Annotated in this window: 12 protein-coding genes, 3 rRNA genes and 1 pseudogene; 2 read left to right on the top strand and 14 right to left on the bottom strand. The window is 46.8% G+C overall.

The genetic code is table 11. The features are described 5' to 3' along the window. Positions 1-25: 25 nt before the first annotated feature. A pseudogene (locus MHI38_RS20810) lies at positions 26-1,211 on the bottom strand (MFS transporter). 263 nt (positions 1,212-1,474) lie between these two features. Here MHI38_RS20810 and MHI38_RS20805 point away from each other — a divergent pair. Further along, entirely contained in the window at positions 1,475-2,218 is a 744-nt protein-coding gene (locus MHI38_RS20805) for a MerR family transcriptional regulator (RefSeq protein ID WP_341181615.1), read from the top strand. Between the two features lie 130 nt (positions 2,219-2,348). Here MHI38_RS20805 and MHI38_RS20800 read toward each other — a convergent pair whose 3' ends face one another. The 12 genes from MHI38_RS20800 to MHI38_RS20745 all read right to left on the bottom strand — a co-directional run bounded on the left by MHI38_RS20800 (position 2,349) and on the right by MHI38_RS20745 (position 15,826). Beyond that, on the bottom strand, positions 2,349-2,759 hold the full coding sequence (locus tag MHI38_RS20800; RefSeq protein ID WP_341181614.1) for a hypothetical protein: 411 nt from the start codon (positions 2,757-2,759) through the stop codon (positions 2,349-2,351). A 345-nt stretch (positions 2,760-3,104) separates the two neighbouring features. Then, complete coding sequence (locus MHI38_RS20795; RefSeq protein ID WP_341181613.1) at positions 3,105-3,761, bottom strand: deoxynucleoside kinase; 657 nt, start codon at positions 3,759-3,761, stop codon at positions 3,105-3,107. Continuing rightward, complete coding sequence (locus tag MHI38_RS20790; RefSeq protein ID WP_090917349.1) at positions 3,758-4,381, bottom strand: deoxynucleoside kinase; 624 nt, start codon at positions 4,379-4,381, stop codon at positions 3,758-3,760. Before MHI38_RS20790 ends, MHI38_RS20795 begins: the two co-directional genes overlap by 4 nt. A gap of 236 nt (positions 4,382-4,617) precedes the next feature. Next, positions 4,618-4,734, bottom strand: a 5S ribosomal RNA gene (rrf, locus tag MHI38_RS20785). 138 nt (positions 4,735-4,872) lie between these two features. Next, positions 4,873-7,800: ribosomal RNA gene (locus MHI38_RS20780) — 23S ribosomal RNA — on the bottom strand. 340 nt (positions 7,801-8,140) lie between these two features. Next, positions 8,141-9,697 (bottom strand): 16S ribosomal RNA (locus tag MHI38_RS20775). Together the 16S, 23S and 5S rRNA genes form the textbook arrangement of a ribosomal RNA operon. A 698-nt stretch (positions 9,698-10,395) precedes the next feature. After that, positions 10,396-10,563 (bottom strand): DUF3934 family protein, encoded by a 168-nt coding sequence (locus MHI38_RS20770; protein ID WP_154891696.1) that lies wholly within the window; start codon positions 10,561-10,563, stop codon positions 10,396-10,398. 140 nt (positions 10,564-10,703) lie between these two features. Beyond that, positions 10,704-11,924: an MFS transporter gene (locus MHI38_RS20765; protein WP_090923097.1), complete on the bottom strand. Its 1,221-nt coding sequence runs from the start codon at positions 11,922-11,924 to the stop codon at positions 10,704-10,706. Between the two features lie 21 nt (positions 11,925-11,945). Further along, the gene (locus MHI38_RS20760) at positions 11,946-12,551 is read right to left on the bottom strand and encodes a TetR/AcrR family transcriptional regulator (protein WP_154985244.1); all 606 of its coding nucleotides are present in this window, start codon (positions 12,549-12,551) and stop codon (positions 11,946-11,948) included. 129 nt (positions 12,552-12,680) lie between these two features. Next, positions 12,681-13,832, bottom strand: a complete 1,152-nt coding sequence (locus MHI38_RS20755; protein WP_154891694.1) for a S1C family serine protease — start codon at positions 13,830-13,832, stop codon at positions 12,681-12,683. A gap of 12 nt (positions 13,833-13,844) precedes the next feature. Then, positions 13,845-15,053, bottom strand: coding sequence for a hypothetical protein (locus MHI38_RS20750; RefSeq protein WP_154891693.1), 1,209 nt, complete (start codon positions 15,051-15,053; stop codon positions 13,845-13,847). A 347-nt stretch (positions 15,054-15,400) separates the two neighbouring features. After that, entirely contained in the window at positions 15,401-15,826 is a 426-nt protein-coding gene (locus tag MHI38_RS20745) for a VOC family protein (protein WP_145414606.1), read from the bottom strand. 275 nt (positions 15,827-16,101) lie between these two features. Between MHI38_RS20745 and MHI38_RS20740 the strand changes: the two genes are divergently transcribed. Further along, positions 16,102-16,857, top strand: a complete 756-nt coding sequence (locus MHI38_RS20740; protein ID WP_154891692.1) for a class I SAM-dependent methyltransferase — start codon at positions 16,102-16,104, stop codon at positions 16,855-16,857. A 122-nt stretch (positions 16,858-16,979) separates the two neighbouring features. Here the strand turns inward: MHI38_RS20740 and MHI38_RS20735 are convergent, their stop codons facing one another. Beyond that, positions 16,980-19,145: a penicillin-binding transpeptidase domain-containing protein gene (locus MHI38_RS20735; protein ID WP_308723278.1), complete on the bottom strand. Its 2,166-nt coding sequence runs from the start codon at positions 19,143-19,145 to the stop codon at positions 16,980-16,982. Positions 19,146-19,171: the final 26 nt, after the last annotated feature.

The raw sequence follows: 19,171 nt of genomic DNA, 5'->3' as shown, positions 1-19,171 counted from the left end.
CTTTTCTATTTTAGATATCACCATTTCAAGGTGAACTAGGAAATCCGTGTTTTTTAGAGCACAACGTGATGAGAAGAGCGATAAACAACAATATCACCAAGGAACCCGGCAGGAATCTAGCTCCGCTCCAATGAAGCAGGATAGCACCAACCATACCTCCCGCACCGATCCCTAGATTCCATGCCGTTACCAACATCGATTGGGCGATATCGGCACTGCGGCCTCCTGCATGTGCAATAGCTGTTTGGAGTAACGTTGCCGCTCCGCCAAAGGTCAATCCCCATGCAATCACCCCTATAATGATAACAGCCGGCTGATTGCTCCAGATTGCCATCGCCGCTGAGGCAAAAGCAAATATCGCAACACTTAATAGCACCAGTATCCTTAAGTAGCGATCAATCAGCAGTCCAATAATCCAAATACCCACCACTGAAGTTACGCCAAATAGGAGTAAAATCAGATCAACTCTATGGGCCAGTGCTGTATTTTCCAGAAAAGGAGAAATGTAAGTATACAAAATATTATGGGCTAACACCCAGGCAAGCACCACAAATAAAATAGGCCGGATTCCAGGAAGAAACAGGATTTTATGCAGTGAGAGTTGATTCTGCTTGACCTCGCCTTCATAATCTGGAACTTTCCAGAACACCCATACGATAAGCGCGAGCGTCAATATAGATATCGTTCCAAAGATTAAACGCCAGCTTACATACGTTCAAAAAAAGTACCGATCGGAACACCAAGCGCTAATGCCAAAGGTGTACCTGCCATAGCAACGGCTATAGCTTTTCCTTTTAATGACTCTGGCACCATCCGACGTGCATATCCAGCGGTCATTCCCCATAGCACCCCCGCGCTACTCCTGCACAAAAACGTGCAATCAACGTTATAACATATACCGAAGATAAGGCAGTCACCGTGTTAAATAAGAGAAAGCCTATAATACATAGCAGCAAAAGAGGTCTACGTCTCCACCCGCGAGTTGCCACAGTCAGTGGAATTGCCGCCGCCAGAGAGCCTGCAGCATACAACGTAACAAGTTGTCCGGCTTTTGCCTGCGTTATGCCAAGACCCATGGCAATCTGAGGGAGTAGCCCAGCAGGCAGGCTTTCAGTAAGTATGCAGATAAATCCTGCCATAGCTAACGCCAGTAGAGCCGCCCATGGAAGACTTTGTTTTTGGACATATGTATCATCTTTAATGGAATACATCTCGTTTGAAATCACAATGAAAGCCCCTTTATTCTGTATTTTGGATAGCTCGAATGTTCACTTGCTATCTTTATTAAGCTTACAGAAATGAGCAGGGGTTTTGCATACAGCATTAAAGGTAATTAAGCTTGTTAACGAAGAAAAACCTTCTTTTTCACAAGCTTTGCTTTGAATTCCTATGATCCTCCTTTTTCACATCATTAACGTATTGACTCTCACGTAACGTGACATTGTACAATTCATGGTGTAAGGAGGTTTCACCCATGGCCATGAAAGTAAAAGAAGTCTCCGAACTGGCTTCAATCAGTGTGCGCACACTGCATCACTATGACGAGATCGGGCTACTTATTCCAGATCAGGTCACTGATGCCGGATATCGAATGTATTCGGATGCCAATCTGGAACGACTTCAGCAGATTTTATTTTTCAAAGAACTCGGCTTCTCGCTAAAAGAAATCAAAAACATTTTAGATGACCCCGCCTTTGATGCGGAGGAAGCATTAAATATGCACAAACTCATTCTGCTGGAAAAACGCCAGCGTCTGGATCAAATGATTACCACCATCGATAAAACCGTATTACATCTAAGAGGAGAGATTGAAATGACCCCTAAAGAACAATTTCAGGGTTTTGATTTTAGTCAAAATCCGTACGAACAGGAAGCACGCGAGCGCTGGGGTGACAACGCCGTCAATGAGGCAAACCAGAAATTAAATAACCAGCCGGCTGACAAACAAAAAGAACGATCTAATCAGATGAATGATATCTTCAGACGATTAGCGACCATTCGCAACACAGCACCCGAATCTGCCGAGGTACAGGGCGAGATTAAACAATGGTACATTTACCTGAATGAGATCGGGAACTATTCCCCAGAAGCCTTCAAAGGACTTGGTCAGATGTACGTAGACGATGAACGCTTCACCAAGAATATCGATCAGTTTGGTGAGGGACTGGCACAATTCATGTGTCATGCCATGGCTGTATTTGCCGATCAGAATCAATAACATCAAAAAGGACGTAACCCCTGAGGCGTTACGTCCTTTTGATAATCTCCACCGATCCCTCGATCGAAATCCCGGCCGCAATGTGAACCATCCTGATGTTGATGTCCACTCCGAGAACTTCATGTTTTGCTTACGCTCTTGGTGCTTGATCCGAGGTCGATGCTTCTGATGCCATACTTGTTTTCGCCATCCGGCCTGGAATTTGCCAAGCAGATACAATCGCCAAAACGATGAACAACCAGTCTGTAGGCTCGCTAAAGTATTCTTGGATCGTTTCTGCAAACGCACTAATCATTTCTCCGTCAAATACCAGAGTCAACATGCTCACATCGGTAAATAATTCAGATGTAAAATAAACCACCGTCAAGTATTTACCAAGCAAGATACCCACCATCGCGAAAACAACAGCAATAATCTTGTGCACCGTTGAGATTTTTTTGTTTGAGAACAACACGACAGCGTACCCGCAAAGCACGCCAACCAGTATCGCAATAAGTCCAACCTCATACTCCGTCATAGCTGCAATCGCAGCCCACACCACACCTCCCAGTATGGCAAAGCAATCAAACCACCGATAATCGGCATTCCAATCTTTACTCCTTGCTTTTCTTCCACGATGTCTTTCCCTCCTGAGTCATGCTTATACTATATTTCCAGAATTCACCTTCCCTATAAAACCACAAAAAGCTTCAAATTTCAACATTTTTCTGTATTTTAATAGCTATATACATACATATTCCAATAAAGCTTGATCAACTAAATCCCTTTTTTAGATTAACTTATAAAAAAAACAAAAAAAGACACCCCTTCCACAGCCTGTATCACTGTAAAAGAGGATGTCTATTTTCCCCTAATCCTTGTCCTATATAGGGTAAATATATTTAAATTATACCTGCGCTTCTTTGAAAGGCTTAATAACAGCTGCAATCTGCTCCAGAATAGCATCGACTGAAGCCGAATCATGCACATCATATTCATCAATGTTCAAGCGCAGTACTGGGCAAGCTGTAAACCGGTTAATCCATACGGAATAGCGCTCATGCATGTGCTCCCAATACGAGCGGTCTGTCTGAATCTCCATTTCACGACCACGTTCGTTAATCCGGTTCAGAATCGATGGTAAACTGCCTTCCAGATAGATCAGAACATCCGGGTGTGGAAAATAAGGCGTCATGACCATCGCTTCAAACAAGCTACTATACGTCTCAAAGTCGGTAGCAGACATCGTGCCCTGATCGGCATGCATCTGTGCAAAGATGCCCGTATCCTCATAGATGGAGCGATCCTGTACAAAACCACCGCCCAATTCAAAAATCTTTTTCTGTTCTTTAAAACGTTCAGCGAGGAAATAAATCTGCAGATGAAAACTCCAGCGTTCAAAGTCATGGTAAAACTTTTCCAAATACGGATTATGATCAACCTGCTCAAGCGATGTTTTGAAATTCAATCGATCTGCAAGTGCCGCCGTCAGTGTGGACTTCCCCACCCCTACCGTTCCTGCTACTGTAATTAATGCATTCGCTGGAATGCCATAGTTATTCATATGATAAGCTCCTTTACTTGATTAACAATCTGTCTGAAGTCCTCAGGATGTTCCACAAAGTCAAGTTGCTCTGCATCAATCTTGAGAATGACTGGCGGATTCGTTCCATTGGCCAAATACTCCATCCCTGTTTTGTAGTCGGCAATTAACTGCTCCATATACGCAGGGTCCATATCCTGCTCAAAGGAACGCCCGCGCTTATTAATCCGGTACATCAATGTATCCAGCTCAGCTTCAATGTAGAGCACCAGATTGGGTTTGGGCAGGTCATCCGTTAACAGATGATAGATTTGGCGGTATTTATCCCGCTTCGTTCCTTTTAAGGTACGTTCAGCGAAGATCAAATTTTTATAAATATGATAATCCGAAACGACTGGGCTGTTCTGTTTAATAAATTGTGCTCCGGTATCTTCTAGTTGCTTAAATCGGTTACACAGAAAAAACATTTCGAGTTGGAAGCTCCACTCGTCGATATCTTGATAAAAGGAGGCCAAAAATGGATTCTCCTCGACAATTTCTTTAACCAATGGGAGATTCAATTCTTGGGAAAGCATCGTAGCTAACGTTGTTTTCCCCGCTCCAATCGGACCTTCAACAGCTATAAACGGGGCTGATTTCATGGTGTTACGGTTCCTCCTCGTAATTATGCGTGTTCCGTTTCTATATAGACCTCACCTATTGTATCACAGCTTGGCACAATGGAAGGACAGTATTTTATGTATAAACCTAGTCAAAATAAGGGTATTTCGTCAACCTTGTTTCGTATCATAATGAAACTGTTTATTTCATTTAGCTTAAACTTAATCGTCTACACAAAAAAAACACACCTGATTTTCATCAAGTGTGCCTTTGCTTTGCTTGGCGGCGTCCTACTCTCCCAGGACCCTGCGGTCCAAGTACCATCGGCGCTAGAGGGCTTAACGGTCGTGTTCGGGATGGGTACGTGTGGAACCCCTCCGCCATCGCCACCAAACGAGCATTTGTGAAACAAATGCATTCGCGTTCCATTCGGTCCATCACAGCAGTGTGGATGAATGGTTCAGCGCATATTCAGAGTGTTGTTCTCTGAAAACCAGATTCGAAACGAAACGCACGCGATCAAAACTTGCTATTGGATAAGCCCTCGACCGATTAGTACTGGTCAGCTCCATGCATTGCTGCACTTCCACCCCCAGCCTATCTACCTCGTCGTCTTCAAGGGGTCTTACATACTGGGAAATCTCATCTTGAGGGGGCTTCACGCTTAGATGCTTTCAGCGCTTATCCCGTCCGTACATAGCTACCCAGCGGTGCTCCTGGCGGAACAACTGGTACACCAGCGGTACGTCCATCCCGGTCCTCTCGTACTAAGGACAGCTCCTCTCAAATTTCCTACGCCCACGACAGATAGGGACCGAACTGTCTCACGACGTTCTGAACCCAGCTCGCGTACCGCTTTAATGGGCGAACAGCCCAACCCTTGGGACCTACTTCAGCCCCAGGATGCGATGAGCCGACATCGAGGTGCCAAACCTCCCCGTCGATGTGGACTCTTGGGGGAGATAAGCCTGTTATCCCCAGGGTAGCTTTTATCCGTTGAGCGATGGCCCTTCCATGCGGTACCACCGGATCACTAAGCCCGACTTTCGTCCCTGCTCGACTTGTAGGTCTCGCAGTCAAGCTCCCTTATGCCTTTGCACTCTTCGAATGATTTCCAACCATTCTGAGGGAACCTTTGGGCGCCTCCGTTACTCTTTAGGAGGCGACCGCCCCAGTCAAACTGCCCACCTGACACTGTCCCCGCACCGGTTTACGGTACCAGGTTAGAACCTAGATACGATCAGGGTGGTATCCCAACGGTGCCTCCACGCAAGCTGGCGCTCACGCTTCAAAGGCTCCCACCTATCCTGTACAGATCGTACCCAAATTCAATATCAAGCTGCAGTAAAGCTCCATGGGGTCTTTCCGTCTTGTCGCGGGTAACCTGCATCTTCACAGGTATTAAAATTTCACCGGATCTCTCGTTGAGACAGCGCCCAAGTCGTTACGCCATTCGTGCGGGTCAGAATTTACCTGACAAGGAATTTCGCTACCTTAGGACCGTTATAGTTACGGCCGCCGTTTACTGGGGCTTCGGTTCACAGCTTCGGGATTGCTCCCTAACCACTCCCCTTAACCTTCCAGCACCGGGCAGGCGTCAGCCCGTATACTTCGCCTTACGGCTTCGCACAGACCTGTGTTTTTGCTAAACAGTCGCTTGGGCCTTTTCACTGCGGCCCCCTCGTGCTATTCACACTACCGGGGCACCCCTTCTCCCGAAGTTACGGGGTCATTTTGCCGAGTTCCTTAACGAGAGTTCTTCCGCGCGCCTTAGAATTCTCTTCTCGCCTACCTGTGTCGGTTTGCGGTACGGGCACCTTCATCTGGCTAGAGGCTTTTCTTGGCAGTGTGAGATCATGACCTTCGCTACTGTAATTTTCACTCCCCATCACAGCTCAGCCTTACGGTTAGCGGATTTGCCTACTAACCAGCCTCACTGCTTGGACAGGCATCCATCAGCCTGCGTCACTACCCTACTGCGTCCCCCCATCGCTCGTAACGATTTACGGTGGTACAGGAATTTCGACCTGTTGTCCTTCGACTACGCCTTTCGGCCTCGCCTTAGGTCCCGACTTACCCTGAGCGGACGAGCCTTCCTCAGGAACCCTTAGGCTTTCGGCGGATCAGATTCTCACTGATCTTTTCGTTACTCATACCGGCATTCTCACTTGTATAATGTCCAGCGCTCCTTACGGTACACCTTCAACCCTTATACAACGCTCCCCTACCCCTGATGCAAAGCATCAAGCCATAGCTTCGGTGGTGTGTTTAGCCCCGTTACATTTTCGGCGCAGAGTCACTCGACCAGTGAGCTATTACGCACTCTTTCAATGGTGGCTGCTTCTAAGCCAACATCCTGGTTGTCTGTGCAACTCCACATCCTTTCCCACTTAACACACACTTGGGGACCTTAGCTGATGGTCTGGGCTGTTTCCCTTTTGACAATGGATCTTAGCACTCACTGTCTGACTCCCGGAAGTAAGTCTATGGCATTCGGAGTTTGACTGAGCTTGGTAACCCTTGCGGGCCCCGCACCCAATCAGTGCTCTACCTCCACGACTCTGTTTTCCGAGGCTAGCCCTAAAGCTATTTCGGGGAGAACCAGCTATCTCCGAGTTCGATTGGAATTTCTCCGCTACCCCCACCTCATCCCCGCATTTTTCAACATGCGTGGGTTCGGGCCTCCAGTGCGTGTTACCGCACCTTCACCCTGGACAGGGGTAGATCACCCGGTTTCGGGTCTACGTCCACGTACTATAGTCGCCCTATTCAGACTCGCTTTCGCTGCGGCTCCGGCTCTTCACCTTAACCTTGCACGGGAACGTAACTCGCCGGTTCATTCTACAAAAGGCACGCCATCACCCCTAAAACGGGCTCTGACTTTTTGTAAGCACACGGTTTCAGGTTCTATTTCACTCCCCTTCCGGGGTGCTTTTCACCTTTCCCTCACGGTACTGCTTCACTATCGGTCGCTAGGAAGTATTTAGCCTTGGCAGATGGTCCTGCCGGATTCATACGGGGTTTCACGTGCCCCGCACTACTCGGGATCCGTCTCGGAGGGAACAGACTTTCAATTACAGGGCTTTTACCTTCTTTGGCGGGCCTTTCCAGACCTCTTCGCTTAACCGGTTCCTTTGTAACTCCATGTGAGACGTCCCACAACCCCAAAGAGCAAGCTCCTTGGTTTGGGCTTCTCCGCGTTCGCTCGCCGCTACTGACGGAATCACTATTGTTTTCTCTTCCTCAGGGTACTTAGATGTTTCAGTTCCCCTGGTATGCCTCTACATAACCTATGTATTCAGTTATGAGTAACTGGAAATTACCCCAGCTGGGTTTCCCCATTCGGACATCCCCGGATCAAAGCTTGCTTACAGCTCCCCGAGGCAGTTTCGTTGTTCGCCACGTCCTTCATCGGCTCCTAGCGCCTAGGCATCCTCCGTGTGCTCTTAGTAGCTTAACCATATGCTCCGGTTTCGTCTGCTCGCTTCCCTTGTTTTGGACTACGTCCAAAGCCAAAAGTCGCTCCCACCCGATACCATCGCAATTGCATTATCTACCGTTTTTATTGAAACTTGTTATACACAAGTTCAGCTAAAAAGGAATGTTCTAATTCGCGTTTGTTTCGTTTCGATATCTAGTTTTCAAAGAACAAATCGTTTGGTTCGGGCCGTTCACGGATGTGTCGGTCGAATCAACGAGAAGTTTTGAGAGTTTGAGCTCTCAAAACTGAGCAACGAGTGAGTGGTTTGCAGCTAAGCTGCATATTTGAATGTTTCCACGCGGGAAACGATTCTCCATAGAAAGGAGGTGATCCAGCCGCACCTTCCGATACGGCTACCTTGTTACGACTTCACCCCAATCATCTATCCCACCTTCGGCGGCTGGCTCCTTGCGGTTACCCCACCGACTTCGGGTGTTATAAACTCTCGTGGTGTGACGGGCGGTGTGTACAAGACCCGGGAACGTATTCACCGCGGCATGCTGATCCGCGATTACTAGCAATTCCGACTTCATGCAGGCGAGTTGCAGCCTGCAATCCGAACTGAGACCGGCTTTGTTGGGATTGGCTCCATCTCGCGATTTCGCAGCCCGTTGTACCGGCCATTGTAGTACGTGTGTAGCCCAGGTCATAAGGGGCATGATGATTTGACGTCATCCCCACCTTCCTCCGGTTTGTCACCGGCAGTCTATCTAGAGTGCCCACCCGAAGTGCTGGCAACTAAATATAAGGGTTGCGCTCGTTGCGGGACTTAACCCAACATCTCACGACACGAGCTGACGACAACCATGCACCACCTGTCTCAACTTTCCCCGAAGGGCACCTAACGCATCTCTGCCTCGTTAGTTGGATGTCAAGACCTGGTAAGGTTCTTCGCGTTGCTTCGAATTAAACCACATACTCCACTGCTTGTGCGGGTCCCCGTCAATTCCTTTGAGTTTCAGTCTTGCGACCGTACTCCCCAGGCGGAGTGCTTAATGTGTTAACTTCGGCACCAAGGGTATCGAAACCCCTAACACCTAGCACTCATCGTTTACGGCGTGGACTACCAGGGTATCTAATCCTGTTTGCTCCCCACGCTTTCGCGCCTCAGCGTCAGTTACAGCCCAGAGAGTCGCCTTCGCCACTGGTGTTCCTCCACATCTCTACGCATTTCACCGCTACACGTGGAATTCCACTCTCCTCTTCTGCACTCAAGTCACACAGTTTCCAGTGCGATCCGGGGTTGAGCCCCGGGATTAAACACCAGACTTACATGACCGCCTGCGCGCGCTTTACGCCCAATAATTCCGGACAACGCTTGCCCCCTACGTATTACCGCGGGCTGCTGGCACGTAGTTAGCCGGGGCTTTCTTCTCAGGTACCGTCACCTTGAGAGCAGTTACTCTCTCAAGCGTTCTTCCCTGGCAACAGAGCTTTACGATCCGAAAACCTTCATCACTCACGCGGCATTGCTCCGTCAGGCTTTCGCCCATTGCGGAAGATCCCCTACTGCTGCCTCCCGTAGGAGTCTGGGCCGTGTCTCAGTCCCAGTGTGGCCGATCACCCTCTCAGGTCGGCTACGCATCGTCGCCTTGGTGAGCCGTTACCTCACCAACTAGCTAATGCGCCGCAGGCCCATCCCCAAGTGACAGATTGCTCCGTCTTTCCAGTTCTCTTCAGGCGAAGAAAACAAGTATTCGGTATTAGCTACCGTTTCCGGTAGTTGTCCCAAGCTTGAGGGCAGGTTGCCTACGTGTTACTCACCCGTCCGCCGCTAACCATCAGAGAAGCAAGCTTCTCTTCAAGTCCGCTCGACTTGCATGTATTAGGCATGCCGCCAGCGTTCGTCCTGAGCCAGGATCAAACTCTCCAATAAAGATGAATTTCGTCAGCGTCGTTAAACGCGGTGAAACTCATCGGGGTATTGAAAAGAGCGATAAGCTCATTTTGAATCTGACGAGATTAAAAATCTCATTTGTGTTCCAGTTTCCATACAGCCAGATGGCATGTACCAAAAACCTTCACGTCATTCTGCAAGCAGAATGTTTACTCACTCGTTGTTCAGTTTTCAAAGATCAAACTTGTTTGCGCCACCGAAACCAGTTCGTTTCAGCAACTCTTATATAATATCATGTCCGAACCAACTTTGCAAGCTCTTTTTTTTCAATTTTCTTTCGAAGCTTGTTTTCAATGGCTTGCCGCACCGTGTAAGCTGTGTTTTCTTGGCCGGAATAAGAATATACCACGTATCGCCACCACATGTAAAGCATTATTTATTAAATTTAATTTTCCATATTTAGGATTAAATTTTGAGATGTTGTTTACTCAATATATAAACACTTTGTTTTTAAAGTCACATTGTCTTATGATACCAGCCGTTTACCTTAAGAACTAAACGAAGAGAAACTAATATTTATATCTCTCTCTATAATAAAAAGCCTTCTTAAAAATCTATTTCCCCTATGCCTTCATAAAAAAAACAACAGTTCTTCAGATATGAATACCACATCCAAAAACTGCTGTTTCTCTGAAAAACTACACACTTGATTCCACTCCGCCTCTTCCCCTGTCCATTTAGTTGGACTTATCCGTAGCAGACTCAGCGTTTTCCTTATTCTTGGTTCCCTTGCTTTTATAAGGCTTAGGAGCACTTTTCGCTCGGTTGGCACTGGCTTGCCAGCGATTCCAACCTTTTTTGCCCGTTCCGCGGCCTGTGCCGCCCTTACCTTTTGCTTTGCTCATGTTATCACTCCATTAATCCTGTCTATGTCTAAAAATGATCTTCCTCGGTAATGTTCCAATGTAACTCAGCCCATGTGATTCACTTCCAGCATTTCTTATTATACCAAACTTGAAGTGTTCACGTTTTATATTTAGAAGAATTACACTTGAACCTTTGGCTCTTGTACCGATTTAACACTTCTTAGCACACGTAAGGATAATAAGAAACAGATGCCAAGCACCGCCGCAGCCGATACATACGGATAGTTAATATTCACATCAAACAACGCTCCAGCTACGATGGGTCCAGCGATGTTGCCCAGACTTGTATACGCGGAATTCAGCCCAGCCACAAATCCCTGTTGTTCTTCAGCGAGCTTGGACATCTGCGTACTGATTGCAGGGCGTAAAATATCCATTCCCAAGAAGACGATAAACGTTACAACAACGATTAACCAGTACGTGTGAACGAACAAGGTTAGTAATACAAATACGGAGACAAACAGCAAACATACCGTAATAACCTTCTTTTCCCCAAATGTGTTCAGCAACCAGCCAATCAGGGATACTTGCACAACTGCTCCAGCAATGGAACCAAATGTAATGATAAACGCAATATCTTTGGTCGTGAAACCAAACTTGTGATCCACAAACAGGGAGAATACCGTCTCGTAGTTAGCCAAACCAAAAGCCATGACAAATACGATGATTAGACTGAAAAAGTAAGGTTCCCGGTAAGAATTGATAAGCTGAGATACCATACCTGGTGCTTTTACTTTTGCCCCGCTAGTTTCAGGTGTAGTCTGCTCACTCGCGCTCCGCTCGGATTCAGGCAAGATAATCAGTGTAATGATTGCAGCGAGCAAACCCGCAACCCCTGCCGCATAAAAAGGAACCCGTATGCCGAACTCGGCAATATAACCGCCAATTCCTGGCCCGATGATAAAACCTGTTGTAATGGCCGCATTAATAAGCCCCATGCCTTTACCGCGTTCTTCTTCCGTTGTGATATCAGCCGTATAGGCCATAACCGCAGGAAAGATCAACGCCGCGCCAATACCGCCCAGCATTCGGGCTGCGAAGAGCAGATAAGGCGCGTTCACCGCACCGAACATAAATTCTGATACCGCAAAGATCAGCATCCCGAATACGATAATCTTTTTGCGTCCCCACTGGTCTGACCAACGACCTGCTGCTGGAGAGAACAAAAACTGTGTGAAAGAGAACGCCGCGAACAGAAGTCCCATCGTAAAGCCCGTAATATGAAGCAAGTTCATGTAAGCAGGCATGATCGGCACAACCAGACCAATACCCATAAATACGAGAAAAATATTCAACATCAACAGCAGCAACGCGCCCCTGTTACGTGTCAGTAAAGCCATGATTCCATCCTCCATCGTTGTCTAATTATGCTGTTTATCCTTGGCAATCCCGTGCAGAAATACACTGGCGGCCTGACGATACAACGCAAGAGCCTCGCCCGGTTCCAGCTTACGCGACATTTGACTAAGCCCTATAATGGTACTTTCCAAAATCAACGCAAGATGCTCTACATTCTGATCATTGAACTCCCCGCTGTCTATTCCTTCTTGAATCAGCTGCTTATTGAATTGGATATGCCGCTCAAACAATACTGCGATTCGTTCTTCAATATCATTCTCTTTTTTCTCTCCAGTGAAGAACTCATCAGCCGCTTTTGTTAAAGGATGGTTGATATCATCCATAATGAGCTGTTCCGCCAGTCCATAGATTTTCTCGGTGGAAGTGTGATACAGATGAACTTTTGATTTCCAGCTTGCTTCCCACTCCCGATCCCATTCATCAATGAGATAGAGGAAGAGCCCTTCTTTGCTTTTGAAATGATAATATATATTTCCCTTGCTACTTCCAGTCGCCGCGACGATGTCCTCAATAGACGTTGCTTTATATCCTTTTTGTACAAAAAGGGCTTTGGATGCATCCGCAAGTTTTTTCTTGGTCTGCTCGGACTGGAGCTGCTTTTTATTCAAACTCACTCACTTCACTCCATTCTTATATACTGAACATTCGTTCTGTATTCTAGCAAATATATGTCTAATCCGCAATATAAAAAGGAGAACCCGCCATGTGGCAAGCCCTCCTTTTATTCACGAATCCATTTATTTCTTCTTTTTACCCTGTCCATGTAATATCTTTAATTGGCCATTCTCGTATCCGACCTGATATGTCACGTTATATTGAGTCGTTACGTATTCCCCATCCTTGCGCTCCTCGGCAGCGATCACACCGCTCACTTCCATCTCTTCCTTACTCGTACTCGCAGACGAAATTTTCTCCACACTAACATAGCTCGTATACGTATAGCCTTCACGAAATTTAGCGTAACTTGTGCCCTTCTGCCAATCACTTCCGAGCAACGCATAGGCCGATACATAATCACTCATGTTCAGGTAGTTGTAAAAATCAGCAACCAGTGCTTCCGCTTCAGATAAAGCAGCGGACGACGTCTGCGAAGATGAGTCCCTTACCGTTTGTGCCCCTTTGGTATCAGGTGAGCGCTCTGACCATTGTTGCACCTGCTTCAATACACTGGTGATAGGAATGCTGAACCCCAGTCCACCTTCCTGTTTAACCACCGTCGAATTAATCCCCAGCACTTCTCCCGTTTCCGCGTTGATCAGCGGACCGCCGCTGTTACCGTTAGTAATCGGAGCAGATATCTGATACAAGTTGGTATAAATATAAGGCGGGATTTCAAAACTGCGATCAAGCCCGCTAATAATGCCGGTAGTTACCGTATTTTCAAAACCCAGCGGACTGCCCAGTGCCAGAATTTCATCACCAACCTCCGCTTTGGCTGAAGCAATAGGCAGAGGTTCCATTTTCACAAGATCAGGGACTCTGACAACAGCAACATCCGTCTCTTCGCCAAAACCAATCACTGTACCCCGATATTCCTGATGATCCAAGGTGCGAATCGTCACTTCTTTGGAACCCTCGACGACATGCGCATTAGTGATGACATCGCCCTTGTTATTATATAAGAAGCCTGAGCCCAGACCATCGCTACTTTCAATCGTAACTACTTTTCGCTGACTATCTTCAATAATCTGTTTACGCGTTTTCTTTTCTGTGGTTTTAGATGTTGTTTTTACTTTGGGTTGATCCGCCTGTTTCGAGGAAGCCACAGCCAGTTTGGGAGCTAGCGCCATCTCATCTGCTGTATGCTGGTGAATCCAAAATACGCCTCCAGCACCAGCAACAATAATTATTGCACTGGAAATGATCGTTCCCCATACACGTTTGCTCATTTTGTCGTCCTCCTACTCCACATACCATGATGCATTCGTAACTGTCACATTCGCGGCTTCATATACCCCATAATAGTAGGTTTCAAAATATCCTTCTTCGCCTACATCCAATATAGCTGGGTATACATAAACATCTGTCTCACCGATGTAATCGCCATTGGAGGCATTGATGCTAACGATAAGCGCCACGGATGATATAGGGCGTGTTCCCTGATTAAACACCGACCCGCTGATATACAAGTCTCCATACTCATCCAGCTTAGCAGACAGATCCGTTACGTATACAGCCCCTGTACGATTGCGAAGTTCTTCTTCAGCTGCTTGCTGTTCTGCAAGTCGAATCCGTTCTTCCTCTGCCTGCTCAAAAGCTTTCTTCTCACGCAACACTTCATCCCGGTATTTAGTCAGCTTCTGATCCTCAGGCGCATAAGATAATCCGTTGTCCACGGTTTGCAGTGCTGCTGTAAAATCACGCTTCTTCACTTGCTGCTCCGCCTGCTTATAACTGATACCTGCCAGCTTATCGGTAATCTGCTTTTTCACAACTTCGGCTTCCTTACCGTTCAGATTGGAGATCGTTTTGAGTTTTTCAGCGAGTGCCTCGACGGTTGTTAACTGATCAATTTCCTTTTTCACTTTCAAAACAGCCAGGGTCACCTTTCGATTGTTCAACGCTGACCTTACCTTATCAAACACCGGCTCTTGGCGTTCGTTTAATGTTTTAGCCGCGGTTTGAATCATTTTGTCCGCTTCCGACAGCTTACCTGTTTTGAGCAGATTCGCGGCTTCGTCCATTTGTTTTAGTAAGTTGTTCGCTTGCTCTGTAATTTTACGATCCTGAACGAGTGCTCCTACATTCGGTCTTTGAGCGAGGGCTTTGTCCAGCAACTCCAGAGCTTCTGAATATTTCCCGTCCAGTGCAGCCTTCTCTGCCTCAAGATGCAGTGTCTTCACATGAGCGTTAATCAGATTCTCTTGATTATAATAATACGCTAACAGCGCCCCCATAATTGCTGCAAGTAGCAGTGGGATAATCCATACAAATGGACTGCTCTTGCGCTTGCTCACCGTTCCGGTTGCAGATGCATTACGTGGCTCCAGTCCTGATGGCTCCGACCAGATTTGCTCCTCTGTGGAGCTATCTTGTTTCAATCGGGTTCCACACTTCTGACAGTGGTCTTCCCCAGAGCTATTTTTCGTGCCGCATATGTGACAATACATCCTGATCCCTCCAGCCTAAACATATGTAAATTTATACATATTATATCTTTTGTTTTTCTGTTGTCGTTCTGTTACTTGATATCACTCCAGAATATGTGTTGCCTAATCTCGGGGTGAATCGACATTTATCATATAGCAAAAAGGTAAAATGCACCATATATTCTGAAGGAAAAATAAGATATGTAGTAAGGATTTATACTGATCATTTATTTTGTAGCCTAAAAAAAGACCTTCCTGTTTTCAAGGAAGGCCTTCATGTATATTCCGCAAGTCCATCTGATGCGGATCTATTTAGTTTCATTTATTTATCCATTCAGCGATAGTTAGAGGGCACAATTCATGCTGATCTATTCGGGCTGGTTCGAAGGGAACGCGCTCAAATTGATATAAGAGACTTCCCATAGATGGTTGTCCAGGTCTTGAAAACTCCGTCCATACATGAATCCATGATCTTGAGGTTCGTTATATTGCTTCGCTCCAGCATCAAGGGCAGCTTGTACAATCGCATCCACTTCTTCACGGGAAGCAACAGATAAAGCGACGATCACTTCTGTTGTCTCAGCCGCGTTCGCGATTTTTTTCGTGATAAAGGATTGGAAACGTTCCTCCACCAGAAGCATGGCAAAGATATTTTCTCCGACAATCATACAGGTAGCCTTATCGTCCGTAAACTGGGCATTGAATTCAAACCCTACTTTCGTAAAGAAATCAACCGATCTCTTCAAATCCTGGACTGGCAAGTTGACAAAAATCTGATTAGCACGAACAGCCACCATTGATCACCTCGGATTCCTAGAATAGATTCCACCCCAAAATATCACCTCGCGTATGCGCTGTCAATTATGTATAATGGGGCTATTCCAACATGTGAGGTGAAAGGGATGTTGTTTCCAATCGTTCGAAGTAATTAAATGTCGGGCTGGATCAAAACGCGTACCAGCTACCAAGGGGTAGGTCTGTCCTTTTGAGCCTGTTCGATGTGTAGATGAACGATGATTGAAAACAACAAATCCTAAATAACACATCACATACTGGAGGAAGAATTAATATGACAATACAGTGGGATTACAACACATTTTATGAACGTGTCGGTCAACAAAATGGATGGGATTTCAGCACGATGAAGGTGATCTCTGAACCCACCGACTGGGACTTCTATGATGAGGTGACTCGTTGCACACAAACATCCGATCTGCTGCTGGACATCGGCACAGGTGGAGGCGAAGCCGTGCTCGCCATTGCTGAACATGCTCATCTGCTTGTCGGCATCGATTTGGCTCATGGAATGATCGAGACAGCTCAGCGAAATTTAAAGCGAACTAAAAAATGCTCCAATGTGCGATTCACTCAGATGGATGCGGACAACTTACAGTTTCCAAAGTCATTCTTCAATATCGTTTCTTGCAGACATTCCGCATTCTCCGCGTCAGAAGTGTACAACGTTCTCGCAGAGGATGGCGTATTCCTGACCCAGCAGGTCAGCGAGCACGATAAATTGAATGTAAAGCAAGCATTTGGACGTGGACAACATCTCGGCATAGAGCCCGGAACACTCTTGGAAAAATACAAACAAGAGCTGCAACATGCAGGTTTCCAGCACATTGAGGTCCGTGAATATAACGTAACCGAGTATTACGCTACACCTGAGGATCTCTTGTTCCTGCTGACACACACACCTATCGTTCCTCAATTTGGAGAACTCGAGTCCGACCTGGATATCTTTGAACAGTTTGTTCTAGATCACCGCGATGAGAAAGGGATTCGCACCAACTCGGCGCGCTTCATGATTACAGCCAGAAAATGATCTTAAATCTATTATGAAATTTTAGTATATAAAGTAAAATGAAAAACGCGTCTTGGCGACCTGTATGGTTCAAGCCAAGAACGCGTTTTTTGGTTATTTCTTATCGTTGCCAGATTTCATAGTCACGGCTCAAGCTGAAGTTTCTCCAGGAATGGTTTCAAGCGATCCACCACATAATGGCTGCCACCGCGCCCGTTCACCTCTTCGATTACGGCTGCCAACAGGAACGACGGTGATTCGGTATCAAAGGTAACGAAAAATCCATTCTCCTGACCTTTCTCACCCTTCTTCGCTTTCAGTTCGGCCGTTCCTGTCTTGCCTGCAAGACCGCCAGCAATCGAGCTAAGGGCATGTGCCGTTCCGCCTTGACGAGACACCACCTGTTTCAGTGCGTCAGTAACGGTATTGGCTACATCCGGTGTGATAATCACCTCAGGATCAGGGGTCTCTTTTCCAACAATCAATACAGGTTTCACCAGCTTGCCTTCATTCACAAACGGCGTAAACGCAGTAGCCAGATGAATCGGCGACATTAACATCTCACCTTGACCATACGAAGTGTCGGCTAGCAGCACCTCGGAAGAAAGATCCCTGTGCGCCTCATTTGCATACTGACTAGGTTTCAAATAGAGTTCATCCAGCCCGAAATTGTCACCAAACCCGAACTTTTGAATGCCCTCGATAAACTTGGCGCTCCCCATCTCAGTCGCTTCCATTGCAAAATAAATATTGTCGGAGTATACGAGGGCATCCACCATATTTACGGGACTCAGGCTTTTCACCCGCTTGACGTAATATCCGCCCCAGCTATCATTCTTCCGCCATTGCAAACCAGAAATTTCATGGGTTTTGTCCGGTGTGGTCACCTTCTCCATCAACCCCGCAGCCGCAGTAATCGCCTTGAAGGTTGAGCCGGGAGCATATCGTGTCGTTACTCGGTTGATAAAAGGAAGCTTCTCGTTCGCCGAATAGGCATCCCACTCGGCCTGCGTCAGACCGGTAACCATTTTATTCGGATTGTAGGAAGGCGCACTCACCATAGCAAGCATATTTCCGTCCTTCGGATTCATCATCACCATCGCTCCGGCATCGCCGCCACCCGCCAGCGTCTGATACAATCTTTGTTGCTGTGCGGAGCTGATGGATAGTTGCACATCCTTACCGTCGACTGCATCTTTGCGGATCAATTCGGAACGCGTGTTGCCCGCTTCATCCGTAATTTCAATTAAACCGCCACGCTCTCCGCGTAGCTGCTTCTCCATAGACTGTTCCAGTCCGGCTTTGCCGATCCAATCTTCCGCACGGTAATACCCTTCGGTATCTTTGTCCAAGTCTTCCTTCGTGGCCTTACGCACATATCCGATCAGATGTGCCGCTGCTTCACCAAGCGGGTAATACCGAATTTCCTTACTTTGCAGAGCAACTCCGCTAAGAGAAGAAGGTACATCAAATTCCTCTGTCGAGCCCATTGGCACAAAAAATTCCGGTTTCACCCATGTCTGACCAAGTGTCTTCTGAATGGCTTCTACGGACACCTTGTAATGATCCGCGATGCGTGCAATCATCTGATCCGGGTTCTCTCCGAGCTTCTCGGGTACGATGCCCCACTCATTCATTGTGCCCTGGGTTGCAAGCGGCAACCCGTCACGATCTACAATATCTCCTCGATTCGGGAATAACGTCTTCACCCGAACTTTGCTACCTTTCACCATGTCACTGAGGATCAGGGACGGATTCCAGTTAATCTGCCAGACTTTGCTCCCGTCCTCCAACTCCTGTCGAACTAAATTAAGCGTATGTGTCTCGTTGACTTCCCCTAAAAACGTGGTCAGGTGTAGATCATAATCGGTCTGGTAGAGATCAGGGTTACTAGCCCCTTGTTCTGCCTGATTCGTCCCCTCTCTGTCCGTTGTTGCTTGTGATTCAACCTTAGTCTCGGTTCCACTTTCAGTCCCTGTTGTTTGAGCGCCAGAGTCAGCTTCCGTTCCTGTCGTATTCGCTGCTGTCAGCTCAGCTTTAACAGCAGAGACCTGCATACCCGAGTAGATTGCATTGTATTTCTCAATAAACTGTTCCTTAGACATGCCTGCCTCTGTCAACGAAGCAGGTGACATCAACGAATACAGCTGGCCGAACTCTTTCTTTTGTAAATGCTCTATGTACTGATTCACAGTTGTCTGCGGTTTCGGTTCCTCCGGTTTGCTATTCTGCATATAAAGATACATTCCAATACCGCCTGCAAATAGAATCGGCAAGAGTCCATATAATAATTTACGTTTCGATTTCATGTCACATCACCTCTACTCTATACTAT

Origin of the sequence: Paenibacillus sp. FSL K6-1558 (genome assembly GCF_038002565.1) — a bacterium.
Taxonomy (GTDB): Bacteria; Bacillota; Bacilli; order Paenibacillales; family Paenibacillaceae; genus Paenibacillus; species Paenibacillus polysaccharolyticus.
This window is presented reverse-complemented; position numbering and strand designations above follow the sequence as displayed.